This window comes from Glycomyces endophyticus (genome assembly GCF_039531525.1).
GTDB classification, from domain to species: Bacteria; Actinomycetota; Actinomycetes; order Mycobacteriales; family Micromonosporaceae; genus Glycomyces; species Glycomyces endophyticus.
In genome coordinates, this window is record NZ_BAAAQF010000023.1 from 1 (window position 1) to 20,657 (window position 20,657).

At 70.0% G+C, this 20,657-nt stretch carries 19 protein-coding genes and 1 tRNA gene; 11 read left to right on the top strand and 9 right to left on the bottom strand.

Annotated elements, in window-relative coordinates; translation table 11 throughout:
• Window positions 1-316: 316 nt before the first annotated feature.
• Window positions 317-1,780, bottom strand: coding sequence for a GTPase ObgE (obgE, locus tag ABD419_RS21750; RefSeq protein WP_344491105.1), 1,464 nt, complete (start codon window positions 1,778-1,780; stop codon window positions 317-319).
• Between the two features lie 114 nt (window positions 1,781-1,894).
• Between obgE and ABD419_RS21755 the strand changes: the two genes are divergently transcribed.
• A tRNA-Lys gene (locus ABD419_RS21755) sits at window positions 1,895-1,970 on the top strand.
• Window positions 1,971-2,058: 88 nt separating this feature from the next.
• Here the strand turns inward: ABD419_RS21755 and ABD419_RS21760 are convergent.
• Complete coding sequence (locus ABD419_RS21760; RefSeq protein ID WP_344491108.1) at window positions 2,059-2,790, bottom strand: hypothetical protein; 732 nt, start codon at window positions 2,788-2,790, stop codon at window positions 2,059-2,061.
• 181 nt (window positions 2,791-2,971) lie between these two features.
• On the opposite strand from ABD419_RS21760, the gene phoU reads away from it, so the two are divergent.
• From phoU to pstA, 4 genes are all read left to right on the top strand, one after another.
• Window positions 2,972-3,619, top strand: coding sequence for a phosphate signaling complex protein PhoU (gene phoU / locus ABD419_RS21765; protein ID WP_344491111.1), 648 nt, complete (start codon window positions 2,972-2,974; stop codon window positions 3,617-3,619).
• A gap of 216 nt (window positions 3,620-3,835) precedes the next feature.
• A complete protein-coding gene (gene pstS / locus ABD419_RS21770) occupies window positions 3,836-4,891 on the top strand; it encodes a phosphate ABC transporter substrate-binding protein PstS (protein ID WP_344491382.1) in 1,056 nt (351 codons plus the stop codon).
• A gap of 81 nt (window positions 4,892-4,972) precedes the next feature.
• Window positions 4,973-5,956, top strand: a complete 984-nt coding sequence (gene pstC, locus ABD419_RS21775) for a phosphate ABC transporter permease subunit PstC (protein WP_344491114.1) — start codon at window positions 4,973-4,975, stop codon at window positions 5,954-5,956.
• Window positions 5,953-6,849, top strand: a complete 897-nt coding sequence (gene pstA / locus ABD419_RS21780) for a phosphate ABC transporter permease PstA (protein WP_344491117.1) — start codon at window positions 5,953-5,955, stop codon at window positions 6,847-6,849. Before pstC ends, pstA begins: the two co-directional genes overlap by 4 nt.
• A gap of 74 nt (window positions 6,850-6,923) precedes the next feature.
• Here the strand turns inward: pstA and pstB are convergent, their stop codons facing one another.
• Window positions 6,924-7,808: a phosphate ABC transporter ATP-binding protein PstB gene (gene pstB / locus ABD419_RS21785; RefSeq protein WP_344491120.1), complete on the bottom strand. Its 885-nt coding sequence runs from the start codon at window positions 7,806-7,808 to the stop codon at window positions 6,924-6,926.
• A gap of 174 nt (window positions 7,809-7,982) precedes the next feature.
• Between pstB and ABD419_RS21790 the strand changes: the two genes are divergently transcribed.
• Window positions 7,983-8,369 (top strand): phage holin family protein, encoded by a 387-nt coding sequence (locus ABD419_RS21790; protein WP_344491123.1) that lies wholly within the window; start codon window positions 7,983-7,985, stop codon window positions 8,367-8,369.
• Between the two features lie 49 nt (window positions 8,370-8,418).
• Here ABD419_RS21790 and ABD419_RS21795 read toward each other — a convergent pair whose 3' ends face one another.
• Complete coding sequence (locus ABD419_RS21795) at window positions 8,419-8,886, bottom strand: hypothetical protein (RefSeq protein ID WP_344491126.1); 468 nt, start codon at window positions 8,884-8,886, stop codon at window positions 8,419-8,421.
• Between the two features lie 562 nt (window positions 8,887-9,448).
• On the opposite strand from ABD419_RS21795, the gene ABD419_RS21800 reads away from it, so the two are divergent.
• Complete coding sequence (locus ABD419_RS21800) at window positions 9,449-9,622, top strand: DUF397 domain-containing protein (protein ID WP_344491129.1); 174 nt, start codon at window positions 9,449-9,451, stop codon at window positions 9,620-9,622.
• A gap of 59 nt (window positions 9,623-9,681) precedes the next feature.
• Here the strand turns inward: ABD419_RS21800 and ABD419_RS21805 are convergent, their stop codons facing one another.
• Window positions 9,682-10,620: a helix-turn-helix domain-containing protein gene (locus tag ABD419_RS21805; protein ID WP_344491132.1), complete on the bottom strand. Its 939-nt coding sequence runs from the start codon at window positions 10,618-10,620 to the stop codon at window positions 9,682-9,684.
• Between the two features lie 295 nt (window positions 10,621-10,915).
• Here ABD419_RS21805 and ABD419_RS21810 point away from each other — a divergent pair, with 295 nt between their 5' ends.
• From ABD419_RS21810 to ABD419_RS21820, 3 genes are all read left to right on the top strand, one after another.
• Complete coding sequence (locus tag ABD419_RS21810; RefSeq protein ID WP_344491135.1) at window positions 10,916-11,245, top strand: hypothetical protein; 330 nt, start codon at window positions 10,916-10,918, stop codon at window positions 11,243-11,245.
• Between the two features lie 208 nt (window positions 11,246-11,453).
• The gene (locus ABD419_RS21815; RefSeq protein ID WP_344491137.1) at window positions 11,454-13,142 is read left to right on the top strand and encodes a protein kinase domain-containing protein; all 1,689 of its coding nucleotides are present in this window, start codon (window positions 11,454-11,456) and stop codon (window positions 13,140-13,142) included.
• A gap of 99 nt (window positions 13,143-13,241) precedes the next feature.
• Window positions 13,242-14,081: an NAD(P)H-binding protein gene (locus ABD419_RS21820; protein WP_344491140.1), complete on the top strand. Its 840-nt coding sequence runs from the start codon at window positions 13,242-13,244 to the stop codon at window positions 14,079-14,081.
• A gap of 48 nt (window positions 14,082-14,129) precedes the next feature.
• On the opposite strand, the gene ABD419_RS21825 is transcribed toward ABD419_RS21820, so the two are convergent.
• Both ABD419_RS21825 and ABD419_RS21830 read right to left on the bottom strand, forming a co-directional pair.
• A complete protein-coding gene (locus ABD419_RS21825) occupies window positions 14,130-17,093 on the bottom strand; it encodes a UPF0182 family membrane protein (RefSeq protein ID WP_344491143.1) in 2,964 nt (987 codons plus the stop codon).
• A gap of 67 nt (window positions 17,094-17,160) precedes the next feature.
• Window positions 17,161-18,132 carry a YlbL family protein gene (locus ABD419_RS21830; RefSeq protein ID WP_344491146.1) on the bottom strand — a complete coding sequence of 324 codons (972 nt, stop codon included), beginning with the start codon at window positions 18,130-18,132 and terminating at the stop codon, window positions 17,161-17,163.
• 113 nt (window positions 18,133-18,245) lie between these two features.
• Between ABD419_RS21830 and ABD419_RS21835 the strand changes: the two genes are divergently transcribed.
• On the top strand, window positions 18,246-19,511 hold the full coding sequence (locus ABD419_RS21835) for a zinc-dependent metalloprotease (RefSeq protein ID WP_344491149.1): 1,266 nt from the start codon (window positions 18,246-18,248) through the stop codon (window positions 19,509-19,511).
• Between the two features lie 50 nt (window positions 19,512-19,561).
• Here ABD419_RS21835 and ABD419_RS21840 read toward each other — a convergent pair whose 3' ends face one another.
• Together ABD419_RS21840 and ABD419_RS21845 are read right to left on the bottom strand one after the other, a co-directional pair.
• Entirely contained in the window at window positions 19,562-20,092 is a 531-nt protein-coding gene (locus ABD419_RS21840) for a M48 metallopeptidase family protein (RefSeq protein WP_344491152.1), read from the bottom strand.
• Window positions 20,093-20,234: 142 nt separating this feature from the next.
• The gene (locus ABD419_RS21845; RefSeq protein ID WP_181245930.1) at window positions 20,235-20,399 is read right to left on the bottom strand and encodes a DUF5679 domain-containing protein; all 165 of its coding nucleotides are present in this window, start codon (window positions 20,397-20,399) and stop codon (window positions 20,235-20,237) included.
• Window positions 20,400-20,657 lie beyond the last annotated feature (258 nt).

A 20,657-nucleotide genomic window follows, 5' to 3' on the forward strand; every position in this document is an offset into this window, starting at 1 on the left:
GACCATCCAAACACCCTGTTGAGTTCTCAAACAACACGCACTAATCAGATCTGAAACTTCTTGGAAGTTCCTCTCCGACCGGAGCGGCTCCAGTAACTTACCAGACCGGTTTTCGGGCCGTTTTGGCCCCCGATCGATTCGTTCGGAGTTTTGCCCTTTTGGTTTTCGTCCAGGTCCTTTCGGCTTTCCTGTCCGTTTCCCCCTCGGGCAAAGACAAATTTACGCGATGGAGAACCGGGGTTTGCAAGGGGGGTGCGTGCTCGGCGCCACACCCTTGCAAACCCCGTGTTCTTGCAGGTCAGTCCGCAAATGGGGCTTAGCCGCGGCGGCTCTTGCCCCTCGCTTCCTTCTCTTTGGCGACTCGCTCGAGCAGTTCGGAGCGGCGCTCCTTGCGTTCGGCGAGGCGCTCGTCGGCGCCCTTCCGGTCGCTCACTTCGAAGCGCGCGTCGGTGCCGCGGGGGCCGACGGTCGCGATGATGTTCGGGTCGGTCGGCTGCCACTCGAATTCGTGGTCGGCGATCTTGACGATCGAGCCGGGGATCGCGCCCTGCTTGACGAGTTCGTCCTCGACGCCGAGATTGGCGAGCCGGTCGGCGAGGTAGCCGACCGCCTCTTCGTTCTCGAAACTGGTCTGGTTGATCCAGCGCTCGGGCTTGGCACCGGTGACGAGGAATTCGACGTCGCCTTCGAAGGCGGGCACGAGCTTCTTGATCTTGAAGCCGGAGTCGTCGATCGCGGCAGGGCGGATGACCATGCGGGTCGCCTCGACCGGAGGCTGCGCGGAGCGGAAGTCCTGCACCTCTCTTGCGAAGGCGAAGTTGAGCTCCTTGAGGCCCTCGCGGCTGACGGCGCTGACGAGGTAGACCGGCCACCCGTACTTCTCGAGGTCGCCGCGGACGTACTCGGCGAGCTCGCGCCCGTCGGGGACGTCGACCTTGTTGAGGACGATGATCCGCGGGCGGTCGGCGAGGCCGCCGTACTCGGCGAGCTCGTGCTCCAGGGCGTCGATGTCGGAGACCGGGTCGCGCTCGGACTCGAGGTTGGCGCAGTCGACCACGTGGGCGAGGACCGCGCAGCGCTCGATGTGGCGGAGGAACTCGAGCCCGAGGCCCTTGCCGGCGGCGGCGCCCGGGATGAGGCCCGGGACGTCCGCGATCGTGTAGGTGGTCTCACCCGCGGAGACGACGCCGAGGTTCGGGGTCAGCGTGGTGAACGGGTAGTCGGCGATCTTCGGCCGGGCGGCCGACATCGCGGCGATGAGGGAGGACTTGCCGGCGGAGGGGAAGCCCACCAGGCCGACGTCGGCGACGCTCTTGAGCTCGAGGACGACCTCGAGCTCGTCGCCGGACTCGCCGAGTTCGGCGAAGCCGGGGACCTTCCGCTTGGAGCTGACGAGGGCGCGGTTGCCGCGGCCGCCGCGGCCGCCCTGGGCCACCGTGACCTCGGTCCCGTCACCGGTGAGGTCGGCGAGGATCTCGCCGCCGGAGTAGATGACGGTGCCGTTGGGGACGGACACCTTGATGGACTCGCCCGTGGCGCCGTCGCGGTTGGAGCCCTGGCCGTGCTTGCCGTTGCCTCCCTGGAGGCGCGTCTGGAAGTGGAAGTCCAGCAGCGTGTGCACGTTGGGGTCCACGACGAAGACCACATCACCCCCGTGGCCGCCGTTGCCGCCGTCGGGGCCGCCGAGCGGCTTGAACTTCTCACGGTGGACCGACACGCAGCCGTTGCCACCTTTACCGGCAATGACCTGGAGATTCACGCGGTCTACGAAACTTGTCACCGCTCAAGGGTAGCCACCCCGGGGACCCCTGGAGACGGAGCCCGAAGCACATGCTAAAGTTTCTCCTCGTGCGGGGGACACCGGCGGAGAGCGCCGTGGGAACTCAATCATCAAGCGCCGCTAGCTCAACTGGCAGAGCAGCTGACTCTTAATCAGCGGGTTCGGGGTTCGAGTCCCTGGCGGCGCACCACACAGAGGTCCTGGTCACAGGGCCTCTTTTGGTTTGTACGGCACGGCTTCGCGGGGCCCGGCCGACCTGGTCGGCCGGGCCCTTCGCGTTACTTGTAGTCGGCGAAGAGGACGTCGGCCTGCCTCACGAAGTCCTCCAGGACCGCCACGCCGGACTCGTTGGAGATGGACTCCGCCTCGTAGAGGGTCGTGTAGGTCGAGACGTCGAGGCTGCCGAGGGCGACGTGCAGGGTCGTCGTCCCGCTGTCGCCGTAGTCGGTCGAGTAGAGGGTGCCCGCGTCGCCGAAGTCGGTGTACTCGGACATCGTGTACCCGTTCTCCTCGTTGTAGTAGTCGGCGTCGGAGTTGACCCAGTCGACCACGTCAGAGGCGTCCTCCCAGTCGGTGACGGTGATGTACACCGAGGTGTAGTCCTCGTTGTAGTACTGGCAGGTCACGGACGCCAGGCCGCCGGTGGTGGAGGAGGAGGTGTAGGTGTCGTCGGGCGAGTAGGAGCCGTACTCGGCCTCGAAGGTGCTCAGGTCGAACGCGGCGCAGGCGTCGGCGTTGATCTCGACGGTCCCCATGCCCGAGTGGTCGGTGCCCTCGTCGCCGCCCTCGTCACCACCGCCGTCGGTGCCCTCGCTGCCGCCGTCGCTCCCGCCGTCGGCGGAGTCGTCGTTCTGCGACTGCTGGACCACGAGCAGGACCACCGTCATGAGGATGACCAGCACGAGGACGATCGACCCGCCGATGAGCCACAGGCTGTTCTGCTGCTGGCCGCCGGGCGGCGGCTGCTGGCCGTAGGGGCTCGGGTAGCCGGGCTGTGAGGGGTAGGTCATCGGGTCCACTCCCTGGGGGATCGTTCGTGCTTCGCCCTCACTCTAACGCCGGGCGTCCAAGCGCGTTCGCCCGGCGTTTGCCGCGCGACGCCGCTCGCCGCGCGCGTACTGGTCTCCCACTAGACTGAGGTGGTCTGCGACGCGGCTCGCGTCAACCCTTCCGAACCGCGATTGGTCGATCATGGCGAACCCGTTCCACCAGCACCTGGACGAGCTCAACGAACTCCTGGTCGACATGGCGCGCCGCGTCGTCGTCGCGATCGATCGGGCCAGCGCGGCCCTCCAGGAGGGCGACACCGCGGCCGCCGAGGCCGTGGTCGCCGAGGACGAGCAGGTCAACGCGCTCCAGTTCCAGATCGACGACCGGATCATCGAGCTGATGACGCAGTACGACGCGGTCGCGGCGGACCTGCGGTTCGTGCTGGGGGCGGTGCGGATCTCGGTGGATCTCGAGCGGATGGGCGACCTGGCGAAGCACGTGGCGAAGTCGGTGCTGCTGCGGGCGCCGGTGCCGGTGGTCCCGGAGTCGCTGCGGGGGGACTTCGCGGCGATGGGGGCCGCGGCGGTGCGGATCGCGGAGAAGCTGGTGGTGATCCTGGCGGAGCAGGACCAGCTGCGGGCGGCGCAGATGGGCCTGGACGACGACGAGCTGGACGCGATCCAGGAGCGCATCCACGCGCAGCTGCCGACCTTGGGGTACGGGCCGCAGACGGCGGTGGACGCGGCGCTGCTGGCGCGGTTCTTCGAGCGGTTCGGGGATCACGCGGTGCGCGTCTCGCACCAGGTGGTGTACGCCGTCACAGGGGACGTGCACCTCGACCGTTCATAACGGTCCGGTCACAGCCGGGCCGAGGCCGGGTTAAACTGCCTGGTCAGAGGCTCGGGTTTGCGGGCTCTGCGACGCTGTTGCGAATCGCGCTCAGTCGTTCACTTTGAATTCAACTCCAAGTCAGCAGGTGAACACCGGCTCTGGGTTTGATGGCTGCGGACAGTGAATGACGACCCGGGCCAGGTCCGGGAGACGGAGTAGAGACCAGCTGTGAACATGAAACTGAACCGCCGGACCATTTTCGGCACGATCACCGCGGGTGCCCTGGCCATGAGCATGGCGGCCTGCGGCGGCGGCAGCGATGACGAGGGCTCCGGCGACGGCGAGCTCGTCTCCGGTGAGATCACCGGCTCGGGCGCCAGCTTCCCGGACGCGTTCTACGCCGCGGCCATCGAGGCCTACGCCGAGGTGAACCCCGACCTCATCGTCACCTACAGCGCCGACGGCTCTTCCGCCGGCAAGGAGGCGTTCGGTCAGAACCTGAACGACTTCGCCGGGACGGACTCCCTGGTCAAGGACGGCGACGGCCCCGAGGCCGACTCCTTCCAGTACATCCCGACCGTTGCGGCCCCGATCACGATCTCCTACAACCTGCCGGGTGTCGACGGTCTCCAGATCGACCAGGAGACGCTGGCCAACATCTTCCAGGGCACGATCACCGCCTGGAACGACCCGGCGATCGCCGCGACGAACCCCGACGCGACGCTGCCCGACACCGCGATCACGATCGCGCGCCGCTCGGACGGCTCGGGCACCACGAAGAACTTCTCCACCTTCCTCGACGAGGCCACCGACGCGTGGACCCTCGGCGCCTCCGACGAGCTCGAGTGGCCCGCCACCTCCGTCGGCGGTGAGAAGAACACCGGTGTCGCCCAGATCATCACCCAGACCGAGGGCGCGATCGGCTACGTCGACCTCGCCGACGCCGCCGAGCTGGGCCTCGTGACCGCGTCGATCGAGAACGCCGACGGCGCCTTCGTGCAGCCGACCCTGGACGGCGCGACCGCCGCCCTGGCCGGGGCCGAGGTGGCCGAGGACCTGTCGTACAGCCCGCTGAACGCGGCCGGTGCCGAGTCCTACCCGATCACCGCGCCGACCTACATCCTCATCCGCACCGACTACGACGACGAGACCATCGCCGCCGGCGTCAAGGAGTTCGTGAACTACCTGCTCACGGACGGCCAGGAAATCGCGGCCGAGAACAACTACGCCGCCCTGCCCGACGAGCTCCGTCAGCAGGCGATCGACGCCCTGAACGAGACGATTGCCTAGGACCACGGTTCCGATGACCCCAACGGCCGCGACGCCGCTGGGGTTTTCGGCCGTTCCGCTCACGAAACCGGAGAGACTCTCTTGACCACTACGGCATCTCCTGAATCGCCCCCGCAGGTGGACCTCGGCGGGGAGGCCCGCTCCCGCCGGACCGACAAGGGCTTCACCGGCCTGGTGACGTTCGCCGGCCTGACCGTGCTCATCGTGCTGGGCCTGATCCTGGTCACGACGTCGGTGCAGGCGTGGCCGGCGATCGTGCTGGACCCGATCCAGTTCCTGACCGGCATCCGCTGGTCCCCCAGCGACGAGGTCTTCGGGACGTTCCCGTTCCTGTACGGCACCCTGGTGACCTCGCTGATCGGCATGATCATCGCGGTGCCGGTGTCGATCGGGATCGCGCTGTTCATCACCGAGGTCGCCCACCGCCGCTCGCGCAAGTACATCGTCACCATCGTGGACCTGCTCGCCACCGTCCCGTCGGTGGTGTTCGGCCTGGTCGGCAGCCTGGTGCTGGTGCCGTGGATCACCCCGGCGTACCAGTGGTGGGCCGGCCTCATGGAGCCGATCCCGGGCCTGTCGTCGGTGTTCGCGCACACGCAGACGGGGCGGAACTACTTCACGGCCGGCCTGATCCTGGCCGTCATGTGCATCCCGATCATCACGTCGATCTCCCGCGAGGTGTTCGCGACGGTCCCCGACATCGACAAGCAGGGCGCGTACGCGCTCGGCGCGACCCGCTGGGAGATGATCAAGGGCGCGATCCTGCCCCACTCCTTCGGCGGCCTGGTCGGCGCCTCGATGCTGGGTCTGGGCCGGGCGATGGGCGAGACGATCGCCGTGTCGCTGGTCATCGGCGGCGCGGTCGGCATGAACGCCAACGTGTTCGCCCCCGGCAACACCATGGCCGCGGTCATCGCCCAGCAGTGGGGCGAGGCGAGCGGCCTCCACACCGACGCGCTGATCGGCATCGGCGTGCTGCTGTTCGCGATCACCGTGCTGATCAACTTCCTCGCCCGCGTCGTGGTCCGCCGGGCGGAGATCAAGATGAAGGGTGCCCACTCATGACGACCCTCCAAGGGCAGACCCCGCCGGACCTGTCCGGCCGCAACCTGTCGCTGCGGCGGGCCTTCGCCAACCGGACCGCGACGGTCCTCATCGGCCTGTGCGTGCTGCTGGCGGCGCTGCCGCTGGCGCTCGTGGCGTACCAGGTCGTCTCCAAGGGCGCCTCGGCATGGAGCCTGGACTGGTTCATCGAGGAGATCCCGCGGAACTACCGCACCGAGGGCCCGGGCATGGGCCCGGCGATCGTGGGCACGCTCGCGATCACGGGCATGGCGTCGCTGCTGTCGATCCCGGTCGGCGTGCTCGGCGCGGTGTACCTGAACGAGTACGGCAAGAACAAGCCGCTGGCGCGGTTCATCCGCACCATGGCCGACGTCATGACCGGCGTCCCGTCGATCATGATGGGCCTGTTCATCTACGTCGGGTACGTGACGGTGATCGACGAGCGGACCGGTTTCGCCGGGGCGCTCGCGCTGGCGTGCCTGATGCTGCCGATCGTGATCCGCTCGACCGAGGAGATGCTGCGGCTGGTCCCCGACGAGCTGCGGCAGGCGTCCTCGGGTCTGGGCGCCCGGAAGTGGCGCACGACGATGGGCGTGGTGCTCCCGGCGGCCTCGTCGGGCATCACCTCGGGCGCGCTGCTGGCCGTGGCGCGCGCCGCGGGCGAGACCGCGCCGATCATCGTCACGGTGGGCCTGACCTACGTGTACAAGCCCGACCTGTTCGACGGGGCGAACACCACGCTCGCGGCGCAGATCTTCCGCAACGCGAGCCAGCCGTTCGCGGCGTCGCAGGAGCGCGCCTGGGGCGCGGCCCTGACCCTGATCGCCATCGTCTTCGTGTTCACCGTCCTGTCCCGCATCATCGCGGCGCGCTTCGCCATCGACAAGCGCTAGCGCCCGCGAGCCTGGTCTCGCACGAACAGGAAGGGCCCCGCCGAGAGGCGGGGCCCTTCCTCGTGCTCGGGACGCTAGCCGAAGCGGCCGGTCACGTAGTTCTCGGTGCGCTCGTCGGAGGGCGTGGTGAAGATCCGCTGGGTGTCGTCGAACTCGACGAGGACGCCGGTGCGGGTGTCGCTGAGCTCGTTGACCTCGGTCGAGAAGAACGCGGTCTTGTCGGAGACGCGGGCGGCCTGCTGCATGTTGTGGGTGACGATGACGATGGTGAACTGGCGGGCCAGGTCGACCATGAGCTCCTCGATGCGGGCGGTCGCGATCGGGTCGAGGGCCGAGCACGGCTCGTCCATGAGGACCACCTCGGGCGCCAGCGCGATGGTGCGGGCGATGCACAGGCGCTGCTGCTGGCCGCCGGAGAGGGCCAGCGCGGACTGCTTGAGCTTGTCCTTGACCTCGTCCCAGAGGGCGGCCTTGCGGAGGGAGTCCTCGACGATGCCGGCGAGCTCGGAGCGCTTGACGCCGTGGATGCGGGGGCCGTAGGCGACGTTGTCGAAGATGGACTTCGGGAAGGGGTTGGCCTTCTGGAAGACCATGCCGATGCGGCGGCGGACCTCGACGGCGTCGACGCCGCTGTCGTAGATGTTCTTGCCGCGGTAGGCGACGGTGCCCTCGACGCGGGCGCCGGGGACGAGGTCGTTCATGCGGTTGAGGGAGCGCAGGAGGGTGGACTTGCCGCAGCCGGAGGGGCCGATGAGGGCGGTGATCTCGTTCTTGGCGACGGTGAATTCGACGCCTTTGACGGCGCGGAACGAGCCGTAGTAGACGTCGACGTCCTTGATGTCGAAGACGGTGGCGCCGTCCGTGCCGCCGGGGGCCCGCAGGTGCGCCGGCTGGGGGGCCGCGCTGAGGCGCCGGGGGTCGACGGTGGGGCGGGCCGCGGGCAGTGCCGGGTCGCTCATGATCGCTCCTTCTGCTGGGACGCAGGTCGGGATGTCAGGCAGGGCTGCGCCGAGGATAGGCCGGGCCGGTAGCGGCGGGCTCGCGCTTCGGTGAACCGGTGGTGAACGCGCGGGCCCGGATTCGAATCGGCGGAAAGTGGACGGCGGCGCGTGTCGGCGGCGATACTGGCAGCTATGTTCCGCTTTCTGGTGCGCTTGGTCCTGACGGCGCTGGCGCTGTGGCTCGCGGCGGCGATCGTCGACGGGATCAACCTGTACGGCGACACGGCGGGGGCGCGGTTCCTGTCGCTGCTGCTGGTGGCGTTGATCTTCACGCTGGTGAACACGCTGGTGAAGCCGATCGTGATGATGGTCGGCTGCGCGTTGTACGTGCTGACGCTGGGGTTGTTCGGCCTGGTGGTGAACGCGCTGATGTTCTGGCTGACGGGCTGGGTGTCGGAGAAGCTGTCACTGGGGTTCTATGTGGACGGTTTCTGGCCGGCGTTCTGGGGCGCGATCATCGTGTGGCTGGCGATGTGGGTCATGGACCTGCTGACGCCGCGGCGCGAGGTGGAGGCGTAGCGCGACAGGGGCGGCCGGGAGGCCGCCCCTGTCGCGTCCGCTCGGTCGCTCAGAAGGGCAGTCCGGTGGACGGCCCTGTCGCGACGTCGCGGGTGTTGTCGTCGCGCTTGGCCGCTTTGGCTCCCGCGTTGAACGGGATCGGCCCCTGCGGTCCGGGGGCCTTGCCGAGGCGGCGGCGCATGATGTTGAGGTTGTGCAGTCCGGCGAGCGCGTAGGTTCGGACGCGCTCGAACTGCTTTCGCTTCTTGGCGGTCTTCAGTCGCTGGACGGCGCCGTAGTGGAGCTTGCGGGCGCGGTCCAGGGCCGCTGCGGCCTCGGTGTCGCCGACCGAAGCCGGCGCGATCTGGAGCTGCTTCCCGAGGAGTTCCGTCCAGGCCTCGGCGTCGGTCTTGGCCCGGGTTTTTCGGCGGCGCTTGGTCTCGATGAAGGACCGCAGTCCGAGGACCGCTGCGAAGATGAGGACGATCGCGACGATTGCGGCGAACGCGACGGTCGAGGTTTCAATGGCGTCTTTCATCGTCACCCCCCGTGACCAGTGATTGTGGTGTTGGTCTGAATATTATTCCATTCCCGCCCTGCAATTGTGAAAGTCCCCCTGGTTCGGCGATTTCGTGAATCCTCGGAAAAATGCCGCGGAACCGGGGTTCCTCGGGGGCTTCCCCCGGGCCGGTCGGGGTAACCCTCGGGGAGCGGGGTCGCGCCGGGAGGGTTCCGGGGCGGCGCCGCCGGGATCGCCGCACTCGTTTGAGTGAACGAGGCTCACGGGCTTCGTATGTTCACTGTGGCTTCGGGTATGGGGCCGCGACCGTCCACCCCGTACCGGCGATCCGGCGCCGATCCCGTTGCGGTGTCGAATGACGCGCGACGGACGCTGGGCCGACGGTCCGGGATCGGGCGAGCGACGGTCCTAATCGAGCGGGGGAAGGCCGAGGGCGGCCGCGAAGCGCCGCAATGGCGAAGGCGGACACCGGACTGTCCAAAACCTGATAGTGACGGATAGTCGACGTTTCGCTTGCCATGCGGCGGCTATGGTAAAGGCCGTCCTGGGGACTCGAATGCTCCTTGGAAGGAGGAGATCCATGTTGACCCACACATGGAGGAAGAGCAGCAGGTCAGGCCCTAACGGGGCCTGTGTCGAGGCCAGGCTCGCCGATGAGGGCGTGGAGATCAGGGACACCAAGCTGACGGTGAGCCCGATCCTGCACGCCAGTCGAGCCGACTGGGCCTCGCTGCTGCGGACATCCGGCAGGTAGGGACGGAGCGAGGGGGCGGCCACCGGTTCAGGGGGCCGCCCCCTCGCGTCGCGGGTCCGCTAGAGCGACTTCAGGTGGTGGGCCTGGCGCTCGATGAACTCGAGGCTGCGGCCGGGGTCGAGCGCGGCCGAGCGGAGGAAGCCGAAGATCTCGTGGAACGGCTCCACGTCCTCGCCCTCCTCGTAGACGTCGCCGTTGTGGCCCTCGATGTAGACCACGTCGGGGTGGCGGTAGCCGGGGTCGACCTCGCCGTCGAGCTCCCCGAAGCCGAGGATCGTGAACGAGGACAGCATCCCCGGGTAGGCCCCGCCCTCGAACGGGAGCACCTGGAGGTGCACGTTCGGGAGCGAGCCGAGCTCGAGGAGGTTCTGGAGCTGGTCGATCATGACCTTGGGGCCGCCGAGGACGCGGCGGATCGCCGCCTCGTCGATGACGTTCCAGATCTTCAGGTCGCCGCGCAGGCGCTGCTGGCGCTCCATGCGGAGGTCGATCCGCTGGTCCATGTACCGCAGCGAGCGCTCGGGGACCATGCTGAACGTGTGCCGGGCGTACTCGCGGGTCTGGAGCAGCCCGTTGATGATGAGGCCGTCGTAGACGTTCAGGCTCGAGGCGTCCTGCTCGAGGCCCACATAGGTCGCGTAGGGCGGGGAGATCGTGTCGGAGTACCGGGCCCACCAGCCGCGCTTGCGGCCGTCGCGGGCGAGGCGCACCAGCTCGTCGACGAGTTCGGCGTCCTGGACGCCGTAGACCTCGACGAGGGCCTGCACGTCGCGGGGCTTGATGCCGACGCGGCCGAGCTCCATGCGGTAGATCGTGGAGCTGGTGACCTCCAGCGCGGAGGCGGCGTCGTCGGCGCCCTTGCCGGACTTCTCCCGCAGGTCGCGCAGGATCCGGCCCGCGCGGCGGCGACGGACGGTGGGGCTGCCGCTCGAAGGCATCGCCTTGCCTCCCAACTTCTTCGGCAGATCGCTCTCAGCGTTGTCGTTCGATGTTCCCATTTGACACCCTGATCTCTCCGGATTCGGTGAGGACGCACCGGCTGGGGAGGACTTCTGGCCGCTCGTCCGGTGCCGTCATGCTGGTGGAGGAATCGCCACCCGATCCGGTTATACCTCTTGCATCCAAAATCTGCATGTGCAATTCTACTGTACGGAGGGGCTACCCGCCTCCCCCGACTGTACCGATTCGACACCGCACCTCGGCGACGACCAGGGCACACTGCGGTTCCTGGGCCCGATCACGCAGGGCCGCAAGGGATCCGCCTCATGACGAAGACCTGAAAGGCAGCCTGCGTTGCGCAGTCCGTACACACTCGACAATCCGCCGCCGGACGAGCCGCCCAGCGAAGTGCTGGTGCCGAGCCTCTGGCGCGTGCAGGCGCGCTGGTGGAAGCGCCACACCCCGGCGCTCGACCAGCAGAGCGCCAAGCACCCCGTGTGCAGACACTGCGGCCAGTCCTGGCCGTGCCACTCCTGGGCGTGCTGGGACGGCCAGCTCGGCCAGGCCGTGCACCAGTCCCAGGCCCCGGAGCCGGACGCCGGCGAGACCCGCGTGAACCCCGCGCCGCCGACCCGCGCCGTCCCCCTCGGGGCCGCGCTCACCGCCGGCCTCGCCCCGACCTGACCCGCGCCGCCGCAGATCAGCGGCGCCGCCCCGCCGTCCCCGGAAAACGCGACGAATCCGAAGATCGCCCGATTCAGCGCGTAGCTTCCGCGGCCTCCGGTCGTTAGACCCCCCGAGAGATCATCCGACGCCTCGCCTGCACCGCTCGCGAGCGTCCGAGGGGTGGAGCGCGGTTGGCAGGCTTCGCCGAGAAGGGGAAAGCGGCCCGATGCTGAGCACGCGCAACCTCAAGGCCGGCGATGTCCTGGACGGGCGCTATCGGCTCGAACGCCGCATCGGCGGCGGCGGCATGGGCGACGTCTGGGAGGGCACCGACACCATCCTGTGGCGGACCGTCGCGGTGAAGGTCCTCCTCGCCGACCTCGTCGACGACCGCGGCTTCCGCGAGCGCTTCCGCCGCGAGGCCCGCGCGATCGCCGTCATGCAGGGCCCCGGCGTCGTCGAGGTCTACGACTACGGCGAGATCGAGGACGAGGACGCCCAGCTCGCGTACCTCATCATGGAGTACGTCGACGGCAAGCCGCTCTCGAAGCTGCTCGGCCTGTGGGGCAAGCTCCCCACCGCCGAGACGCTCCAGATCGTCGGCGGCGTCGCCGAGGCGCTCCAGGTGGCCCACGCCGCCGGGATCGTGCACCGCGATATCAAGCCCGGTAACATCCTCGTGCGCGGCGACGGCTCGGTCGTCCTGGTGGACTTCGGGATCGCCCGCGCCAGCCACAACCTCACGCTCACCACCACCGGCGTCGTCCTCGGCACCGTCACGTACATGTCCCCCGAGCAGGCCGCCGGCGAGAACCTCACCGCCGCCTCCGACCTGTACTCGCTCGGCGTCGTCGCCCACCAGTGCCTCGCCGGGGCGCCGCCGTTCCGCGCCGACACCCCGCTCGGGGTGCTTTCGGCCCACCTGCGCAACGCCCCACCGCCCCTGCCGACCGACGTCCCGTACGAGGTCACCGAGATCGTGCGGCGGACCCTCCAGAAGGAGCCGTCCGCGCGCTGGCCCGACGCCGCCGCGCTCGCCGCGGCCTGCCGCGACACCCGCGGCGCGCTGCTATCCCAGCGGAACGCGCCCGCGCGCACCCGCGTCATGGACCAGCGCGACATGAACGAGCAGCCTTCCGTGCCGCCCACCGGCTCCCACACCGGCGCGCACCGCCGCGACGACAGCGGACAGCACCACCTGACCGGGGGCCACTCGCTGCCGCCGGTCACCGGCGCGCACCGCGCCGTGTCGCAGCCGCCGACGCAGTCGCCGCCCGCCGGCCCGGCGCCGGCGGCGCCCGGGGAGCCGCGACGCAAGCACCGCCTGTGGGTCACCCTCACCGTGACGCTCGCGGCGATCGCCACCGTCGGCGTCGTCGCCGCCGCGGGCCTGCCGTGGGGCGGGGAGCGCGACCCGGGCGCGACGCTCGCCGACGAGTCCGGGGCCGAGGACGCGGGCGTGCAGGGCCAGGACGGCGACGACGGCTTCTGGGCCGGCGACGACGGCGAGGAGGAGCAGGACGCCACGCCCGATCCGAGCGACTCCGCCTCCGCCAGCGGCGACGCCGACCCGTCGGGCGACCCGGCCTCGCCGGGGCCGACGCTGAGCCCGACCGGCACCGCGAGCGCGTCCGAGAGCGCCTCCCCGTCCCCGCCCGCGAAGTCGACCGTCCCCGGCGTCGCCGGCCTGTCCGAGGCCGACGCGCGGGCGCGCGTCGAGGAGTCGGGCCTGAGCCCCGCCGTCGACTACGAGGGCGAGGGCGAGACCAAGTGCAGCGTCGTGCGCCAGTCCCCCAGCGCCGGCACCGAGGTCGACCCCGGGACCACCGTGCAGATCACGGTCCGCCGGGCCGCCGACGCCGAGGCGTGCAAGCCCGAGTCGGAGGAGTCCGAGCCCCCCGGCGGCGAAGGCTAGCGCCCGCGGGCGAGAGCGGGGACACAGTGCGGGGCTGTCACGAATCGGAGGGCCGGTCGCTCTAGGAGTGGACACCGACCGATCCGAAGGGACACCACCATGATCGTCGTCATCGGCGCCACCGGCGCCGTGGGGCGCGAAGCCGTCCGCCTCCTCGCCGCCGCCGGACGCGCCGTCGCCGCCGTGACCCGCGACCCCGCCGCCGCGCGCCTCCCCGACGGCGCGCGCGTCATCGCCGCCGACCCGTCCGCCCCCGGCGCGCTCGACGCGCACTGGGCGGGCGTCGACGGCGTCCTCCTCAGCCCCCGCGCGGCCGGGCCCGCCTCCGCCGGACTCCTCGCGGCCGCCGCCGCGGCCGGGGTCCGCCGCGTCGCCGTCATCTCCTCCGCCACCGTCGTCCACCCCGCCGGGGAGCCCCGCTTCGCGGCGGGGTTCCGGGCGGCCGAGCGGGCCGCCGAGGAGTCGGGCCTGGCGTGGACCCACCTGCGGTGCGCCGACTTCGACGCGAACGCGCTCGCGTGGGCGCCGCAGGTCCGCGGCGGCGCGGTGCGCGGCGCCTACCCTGGTGCCGCCTCGTCCTCGATCCACGAGCACGACGTCGCCGCGGTCGCGGTGCGGGCCCTCACCGAGCCGGGCCACGAGGGCCGCGCCTACGTGCTCACCGGGCCGGAGTCGCTCACCCAGGCGCGCAAGGCGCAGCTCATCGGCGAGGCCGTCGGCCGGAGCGTCCCGTTCGTCGAGCTCGCGCCCGAGCAGGTGCGGGCCGGGATGATCGCCCAGGGCCTGCCCGCAGAGGTCCCGGCGCGGCTGCTCGGGTCGCTCGCGGACTTCGCGCGCGAACCCGGGCCCGCCACCGACACCGTCGAACGGCTCCTCGGCCGCCCGGCCGCGACGTTCGCGCAGTGGGCGATCGAGCACAAGGCCGCGTTCGCCGCCTAGTCCGGACGCGACGGGGCCCGGGGACCGTTCGGTCCCCGGGNTGCCCTGCTACTGCCCCGCGGCCTCGCGGGCGGCCGCCAGCTGGTCGAGCGCGGCGAGGAGGTCGTCGAGCGCGCGGCCCTCCTCCTCGTTCGTGCCCGAGGCCTGGGCCTCCTCGTACGCGGTCTGGGCGGCGATCACGTTGTCGATCGCGGCCTCGACCTCCGGCGGATCGGCGGTCGCCGGTGCCTCGGTGGTGGGCGCCTCGGTCGGCGTCTCCGACGGCGACTCGGTCTCGCCCTCCTCGCCCTCGGTCTGCTCGGCCTCGCTCGGGGCGCCCGAGACGTACTTCTCGACCACCATCGCCACGGCCTCCTCGAACGTCGGCGCGAAGCCGACGTACCCGCCGTAGCTGATGGCGACGTTCGTCAGCCGCGGCAGGTCCTCGCCCTGGCCGCCCGCCTGCCGCCGCAGGTACATCGGCTCCAGGTAGAGGATGCCGTCGCCGACCGGCAGCGCGAGCAGGTTGCCCCACTCGACCGTGGTGCCGGCCTGCGTGGCGTCGCGGAGCGTCGTCACCACCTCCGAGGTGGAGGTGATGATCTGGTGGATCTGCCGCACCGACTGGTCGTCGCCGCCGACGACGTCGTACACCGTCAGCCGCGGGTTCCCGTCCTCGTCGTAGTAGCCCGACATGAGCGACGCCAGCGCGTTCTCCCGGTTCCTCGGCGTGAAGGTGCTGGTCAGCTGGAAGTACGGCTGGTCCTGCTCCGGGTAGGTCGCGTACACGTAGTACGCGGGCTGGGTCACCGACTGCGCCTGCGACGGGTCGTTCGTGGTCGCCCACGCCTCGCCGCCCTCGATGAAGGTGCGCGACTCGTCGACGTGGTAGCGCTGGAGGAGGCTCCGCTGGATCTTGAACAGGTCCTGCGGGTACCGGAAGTGCGCGACCAGGGACTCGGGGGTCTCCTCCTTGGGGATGACCAGGTCGCCGCCGTAGATCTCGTTCCACGCCTTGAGGATCGGGTCCTCCTCGTCGAACTCGTACAGCTTCACCGAGCCGTCGTAGGCGTTCACGACGGCCTTGACGGAGGAGCGGATGTAGTTGACCTCTTCGGACGCCTGGTTGGCGACGCCCTGGCCCGAGTACGTGTCGTTCGTGGCGTCGGCCAGGTTGACCCGGTCGGCGTAGGGGAACTCGTTCGTCGTGGTGTAGCCGTCGACGATCCACACGATCTCGCCGTCGACGACGGCCGGGTACGGGTCGGCCTCGACGGTCAGGAACGGGGCGACCATCTGGACGCGCTCGCGGATGTTGCGGTTGTAGAGGAGCTGCGACTCCTCGTTGATCTGGCTGGAGAGCAGGAAGCGGGGCTCCTGGAACTCCCACGCGTAGAGGAGTCGGTTGCCGATCGAGCCGATGTCGACGCCGCCGTCGCCCTCGTAGGTGGTGTAGCGGTCGTCGCCGATCTCCTCGGCCGGGTCCTCGGTGGAGTCCTCGTCGACCACGGCCACGTCGGTGGGGCGGTCGTACTCGCGGGGCGTCTCGTCCTCGGGGACGCCGACGATCGCGTACTCGTTGTTGAGGAGGCCGTAGTAGATCTGCGGCTTCTCGACGTCGATGATGTCGTTGCCGATCTGGCAGTTGCCGGGGTCGTCGGAGAGGACGCCGGAGGTGAAGCAGGGGGCGCCGTTGTCGCTCTCGGTGGTCGAGGCGGAGACGAAGCCCCAGCCGTGCGTGTACACGGTGTGGGCGACGGTCCAGTCCTGCTGCTCGTCGGTGAGCTGGCCCGGGTTGAGCTCGCGCAGGCCGACGACGAAGTCCTGGGTGACCTCCTGGCCGTTCTCGTCGGTGTAGGTGTAGCGGTCGATGTCGAGCTTCTCGTTGAAGTCGTAGAAGCTGCGCGGCTGCTGCGCCTGGGTGAACGCGTCGGAGACCACGAACGGGTCGATGAGGCGCACGAACGGGACGGTGGACTGGTCGGCCGACATGGTCTCGGCGTTCGGCTGGGAGGCGACGCTGTAGGTGGTGGTCTCCAGGTCCTCCATGCCGTAGGCGTACCTGGTGCCGTCGATGGTGTGCTGGGCGTACTCGCCTTCGCGCTGGGGGCGGTTGGGCTCGACCTGGAAGTTGCGGACGACGGCGGGGTAGATGCCGCCGGCGGCGATCGCGGTGACGACGACGAGGCCGAGGGCCGCGGCCGGGAGGGCGAGGGAGCGGGTGAAGCCCCACGAGAACACCAGGATGACGACGGCCGCGATGACGGAGACCCAGATGAGCGCGTTCTTGGCGTTCATGAGGGCGGTCATCTCGGTGTAGCCGCCGCCGACGATGTCGGTGACCTGGTTCTCCTGGGTGGTGAAGTCGAAGCGGTCGAAGTAGTACGCGACGGCTTTGAGGCCCAGGAAGAGCGCGACGAGGACCGAGAGGTGGATGCGCGCGACGTTGGTCATGCGGTCGCCCTGGCCGGAGAAGCGCAGCGCCCCGTAGAGGTAGTAGGCGCTCAGGGAGGCGAGGAGGCCGACGACGATCGCGGCGAACCCGAAGCCGATGAGGAACTGCCAGAACGGGAGGCGGAAGACGTAGAAGCCGGCGTTCATGCCCAGGACGGGGTCGGTCCAGTCGAACCGCCCGCCCTCGCGGAACAGCAGCCAGGTCTCCCAGCGGCTCTGGGCGGACATGCCGGCGAAGACGCCGACGACGACGGCGACGCCGCCGATCCACCAGCCGGCCCGCGGGGAGATGAGCTCGCGGTACCGCTCCAGGCCCTCCTGCTCGCTGGTCGCCGGCCACGTGTCGGGCCGGAACCGGTAGGCGAGGTAGAGGTTGAGGCCGCACCAGGCGGCCATGGCGAGTGTGAAGACGCCGAACATGCCCAGGCGGGTCCACATCATGGTCGAGAACACCGCGGTGTACCCGACCGAGTCGTACCAGAGGTAGTCGGTGCGCAGGCTGACGAGCCAGCCGAGCACCGAGAGCAGGACTATGGCGCCCACGAGGAGGATCAGGACGTAGCGTCCTCGTCGGCTCATCCGTGGTGGGGTGGGCGTCCGGTTCGCCACTGAAGCAACTCCTTCACGTCTCGCGGCGCGGGCGGGGTCAGCAGGTCGTGACTTCCCCGTCGGCCGCTAGGGACTCAAGCGCCAGGACAGCGTCTTCGAGCGTCTCGACTTTGACAATAGTCATGCCGTCGTGCGGAACGGTGACGGCGTCCGAACAGTTCGCAGCCGGCGCGAGGAAGACCTCGGCGCCGAGGTCGACCGACGCGGTGATCTTCTGCTGGATGCCGCCGATCGCGCCGACGTTCCCTTCAGGATCGATCTCGCCGGTCCCGGCGACGACCATGCCGCCGGTGAGGTCGCCCTCGGTGACCCGGTCGACGATGCCGAGCGCGAAGATCAGGCCGGCGGAGGGGCCGCCGATGTCGAGCGCGTCGGTGTCGATCTCGATGCCGTACGGGTCGTCGTGGACGGACTGGAGGTCGGCCTCTCCGAGGACCACGCCGGGGACGGCGACGGCCGCGCCGGCGCGCGTGACGGTCACGGTGGTTTCGCTGTCGGCGTAATCGGCGAGGGCGGTCAGGGAGGTGACGGGGGCGCCGTCGACCGCGGTGACGACGTCGCCGGCGAGGAGCCCGGCGGAGTCGGCGACGACGGAGATGACGGCGGGCTCGCCGAGGTGGGCGAGGGCGGCCTGCTCGGCGTTCGACTGGGACTCGACCCAGTCGGCCTGCTGCTCCTCGGCGATGTCCTCCTCCGACTCCCCGGGCGGGTAGACCAGGTCGCGCGGGATGATCGCGTACTCATTGGACGTCCAGAAGCGGAGCGCCTCGGCGAGGGTCACCGACTGCATGACGCGGACGGTCGTGAGTCGCAGCTCGCCCTCGGACTCGAACTCGGTGCCCGCGCTGATGATCTGGTGCTCGACCCCGTCGATCTCCTCGGAGCCGAGGACGTCCTCGGTGGGGCCGGGGCTGAACACGACGTAGGCGACGTCCATCGAGAGCGCCTGCCAGGTCAGCAGCGCCACCAGTACGGCCCCCAACAGGACGGTCATTCCACGCCTTCGCATGCGGGGAAGCCTACATGCGCAGCCCCGGGCGCGCTTTCGGCCCGCAGCGAACGCGGGGGTCCCAGATCGGCCAGCCATGGCCCGGCCCCCCTACTCTGACGTACGGTTGGCCCATGGGCTCCGATATTCCATTCGGCTTCGGCAACTTGGGCGGCGACCTGCCGGACCCGAACGACCCGCGGGTGCAGCAGATGATGCAGCAACTCCAGCAGATGATGGCGCAGTCGCTCTCGTCCGGTCCGGTCAACTGGCAGCTCGCCCGCCAGCTCGCCGAGTCGGAGCTGGAGAGCGAGAACGTCGTCGGCCCGGCCGACCAGGCGCACGTCGCCGAGGCGGTGCGCCTCGCCGACCTGTGGCTCGACTCCGTCGTGAACTGGCCCTCCGGGGTCACCGCGACCGACGCGTGGACGCGCAAGCAGTGGATCGCGCGCACCGAGGACTCCTGGAAGCAGCTCGCCGAGCCCCTCGCGGCCCAGATGGGCGAGGCGATGCAGACGCTCGTCCCCGAGGAGATGGCCGGGATGCTCGGCCCGATGGCCGACCTCATGAAGGGGGTCGGCTCGGCGCTGTTCGGCGCGCAGATGGGCCAGGCCCTCGCCAAGCTCGCCGGGGAGGTGCTGTCCTCCACGGAGGTCGGCCTGCCGCTGGGGCGGACCGGCGTCGCCGCGCTCCTGCCGGGGAACATCGGCGCCTACGCCGAGGGGCTGGAGCTCCCGGTGGAGGAGGTGCGGCTGTTCGTGGCGCTGCGCGAGGCCGCGGCCCACCGCCTGTTCACGCACGCGCCGTGGCTGCGCTCGCACCTGCTGGGCGCGCTCGAGGCGTACGCGCGGGAGATCCGCATCGACGAGGCCGCCATCGAGGAGGCCATGTCGGACATCGACCCGACCGACCCCGAGGTCGCGGCGACGCTCGACCTCAGCGAGGTGTTCAAGCCCGAGGACACCGAGCAGCAGAAGGCCGCGCTGGCGCGGCTGGCGACGTCCCTGGCGCTCATCGCCGGGTGGATCAACACGGTCGTGGCCGACGCGGTCGGCGAGCGGCTGCCGACGATGGACCGGCTCATGGAGTCCGCGCGGCGGCGCCGCGCCTCCGGCGGCCCGGTGGAGCAGACGTTCGAGGCCCTGGTGGGCCTGCAGCTCGACCAGGCGAAGGTCCGCGCGGCCGAGCGGCTGTGGCGCTCGCTCACCGAGGCGCGCGGGATCGAGGGGCGCGAGGCGGTCTGGGCGCACCCGGACCTGATGCCGAGCGCGGCCGACCTGGAGCGCCCGGAGTCGTTCACGACGGTCTCCGAGGCCCTGGAGGACCTGGACCTGTCGATGTTCGACCAGCTCGCGGTCAACGACCCGAAGGACGACGAGGACGAGTCCGGGGAGAAGTAAGGCAGGGCCGGGCGTCCGGCCGCCTCGGCGGTCGGTCCGGCGGGCCCCCGTCAGCGCGGGTCGCTGGCCTCGGCGTCGGCGATGCCCTCGAGGTAGCCGCGGGCGCGCTCGGCCTTGGAGTACCGCGCGACCATGTCCCAGAACGGCCGCGAGTGGTCGTGGTGGACCAGGTGCGCCAGTTCGTGGAGCAGGACGTAGTCGATGACCCAGGACGGCATCATGGTGAGCCGGCGCGAGAGCCGGATCGAGCCGTCGGAGGGGGTGCACGAGCCCCAGCGGTGGTGCTGGTTGTCGACCCAGCGGACGCTCTTGGGGACGGCGCACTCGGGGTGTTCGGGGTAGTAGCGGCGGGCGAGCCTGACGGCCCGCGCCCGCAGGGCCTCGTCCGAGGCGCGGCCGTCTCGGGCCTCCCTCTTCTGGAGCCTCGCGAGCATGTGGTCGATCCATTCGCGCTCCTCGGTCTCCGAGAAGGCGTCGGGGATCATGACGACCACGCGGCCTCGTTCTTCATAGGCCGCTACGGTGGCACGGCGCCGGGGAGAGCGCCGTACTTCTACGGGGGGATGCACTTTGCGCGCCATGAACGCACACTAATCCGCGGGGGTGACAATCGCCTAACGCAGATGTCTCGATTGCGGCGTGCATGGTGCTATGCCATAAAAATCCCCCCGCTGATCTCCCGCATCGTGGGATCAAGCGAGGGGTCGACCTTCCGGTCAGCGATCACGAGGCCTTGCCGAGGATCCGATTCATCTTCGTGCCGCACACCGGGCACGTGCCCTTGGCCATCCGGCGGCCCGAGTCCGAGACGACGACGGTGCCCTCGAAGTCGCGCTTCTCGCGACACTTGACGCAGTACCCGTTGTAAGTCTCCGTAGCAGTAGCCACTGGTACCCCCCATGTAGCGGCGGTCACGCTGTGCGACCGTTCAGCCTCAGAATGCCACAGATTTCACGCCTGTAAGCCCCGCCGCGCCGCTTCACCCGGGAGGGTGACCCACCGCGCCTGTTCAGGCCCCCGGTGACGCCGCGAACGCGCTCGGCCTCCGTCATCGGCCCCGTCCGTGAGAGCATTGGGAACGTGAGCGACAGGCATGGACCGGCCCATTCGGGTGATGACCTCCCGCGCCGGGCGATCGTGCGGGGC

Bases quoted from the DNA above. Each gene is read 5' to 3' on its own strand.
- ABD419_RS21760 (WP_344491108.1), bottom strand. From the start codon at position 2,790: ATGACCTACCCCTCACAGCCCGGCTACCCGAGCCCCTACGGCCAGCAG.
- phoU (WP_344491111.1), top strand. From the start codon at position 2,972: ATGGCGAACCCGTTCCACCAGCACCTGGACGAGCTCAACGAACTCCTG.
- pstS (WP_344491382.1), top strand. From the start codon at position 3,836: ATGAAACTGAACCGCCGGACCATTTTCGGCACGATCACCGCGGGTGCC.
- pstA (WP_344491117.1), top strand. From the start codon at position 5,953: ATGACGACCCTCCAAGGGCAGACCCCGCCGGACCTGTCCGGCCGCAAC.
- pstB (WP_344491120.1), bottom strand. From the start codon at position 7,808: ATGAGCGACCCGGCACTGCCCGCGGCCCGCCCCACCGTCGACCCCCGG.
- ABD419_RS21790 (WP_344491123.1), top strand. From the start codon at position 7,983: ATGTTCCGCTTTCTGGTGCGCTTGGTCCTGACGGCGCTGGCGCTGTGG.
- ABD419_RS21795 (WP_344491126.1), bottom strand. From the start codon at position 8,886: ATGAAAGACGCCATTGAAACCTCGACCGTCGCGTTCGCCGCAATCGTC.
- ABD419_RS21800 (WP_344491129.1), top strand. From the start codon at position 9,449: ATGTTGACCCACACATGGAGGAAGAGCAGCAGGTCAGGCCCTAACGGG.
- ABD419_RS21805 (WP_344491132.1), bottom strand. From the start codon at position 10,620: ATGGGAACATCGAACGACAACGCTGAGAGCGATCTGCCGAAGAAGTTG.
- ABD419_RS21815 (WP_344491137.1), top strand. From the start codon at position 11,454: ATGCTGAGCACGCGCAACCTCAAGGCCGGCGATGTCCTGGACGGGCGC.
- ABD419_RS21820 (WP_344491140.1), top strand. From the start codon at position 13,242: ATGATCGTCGTCATCGGCGCCACCGGCGCCGTGGGGCGCGAAGCCGTC.
- ABD419_RS21825 (WP_344491143.1), bottom strand. From the start codon at position 17,093: ATGAGCCGACGAGGACGCTACGTCCTGATCCTCCTCGTGGGCGCCATA.
- ABD419_RS21830 (WP_344491146.1), bottom strand. From the start codon at position 18,132: ATGCGAAGGCGTGGAATGACCGTCCTGTTGGGGGCCGTACTGGTGGCG.
- ABD419_RS21835 (WP_344491149.1), top strand. From the start codon at position 18,246: ATGGGCTCCGATATTCCATTCGGCTTCGGCAACTTGGGCGGCGACCTG.
- ABD419_RS21840 (WP_344491152.1), bottom strand. From the start codon at position 20,092: ATGGCGCGCAAAGTGCATCCCCCCGTAGAAGTACGGCGCTCTCCCCGG.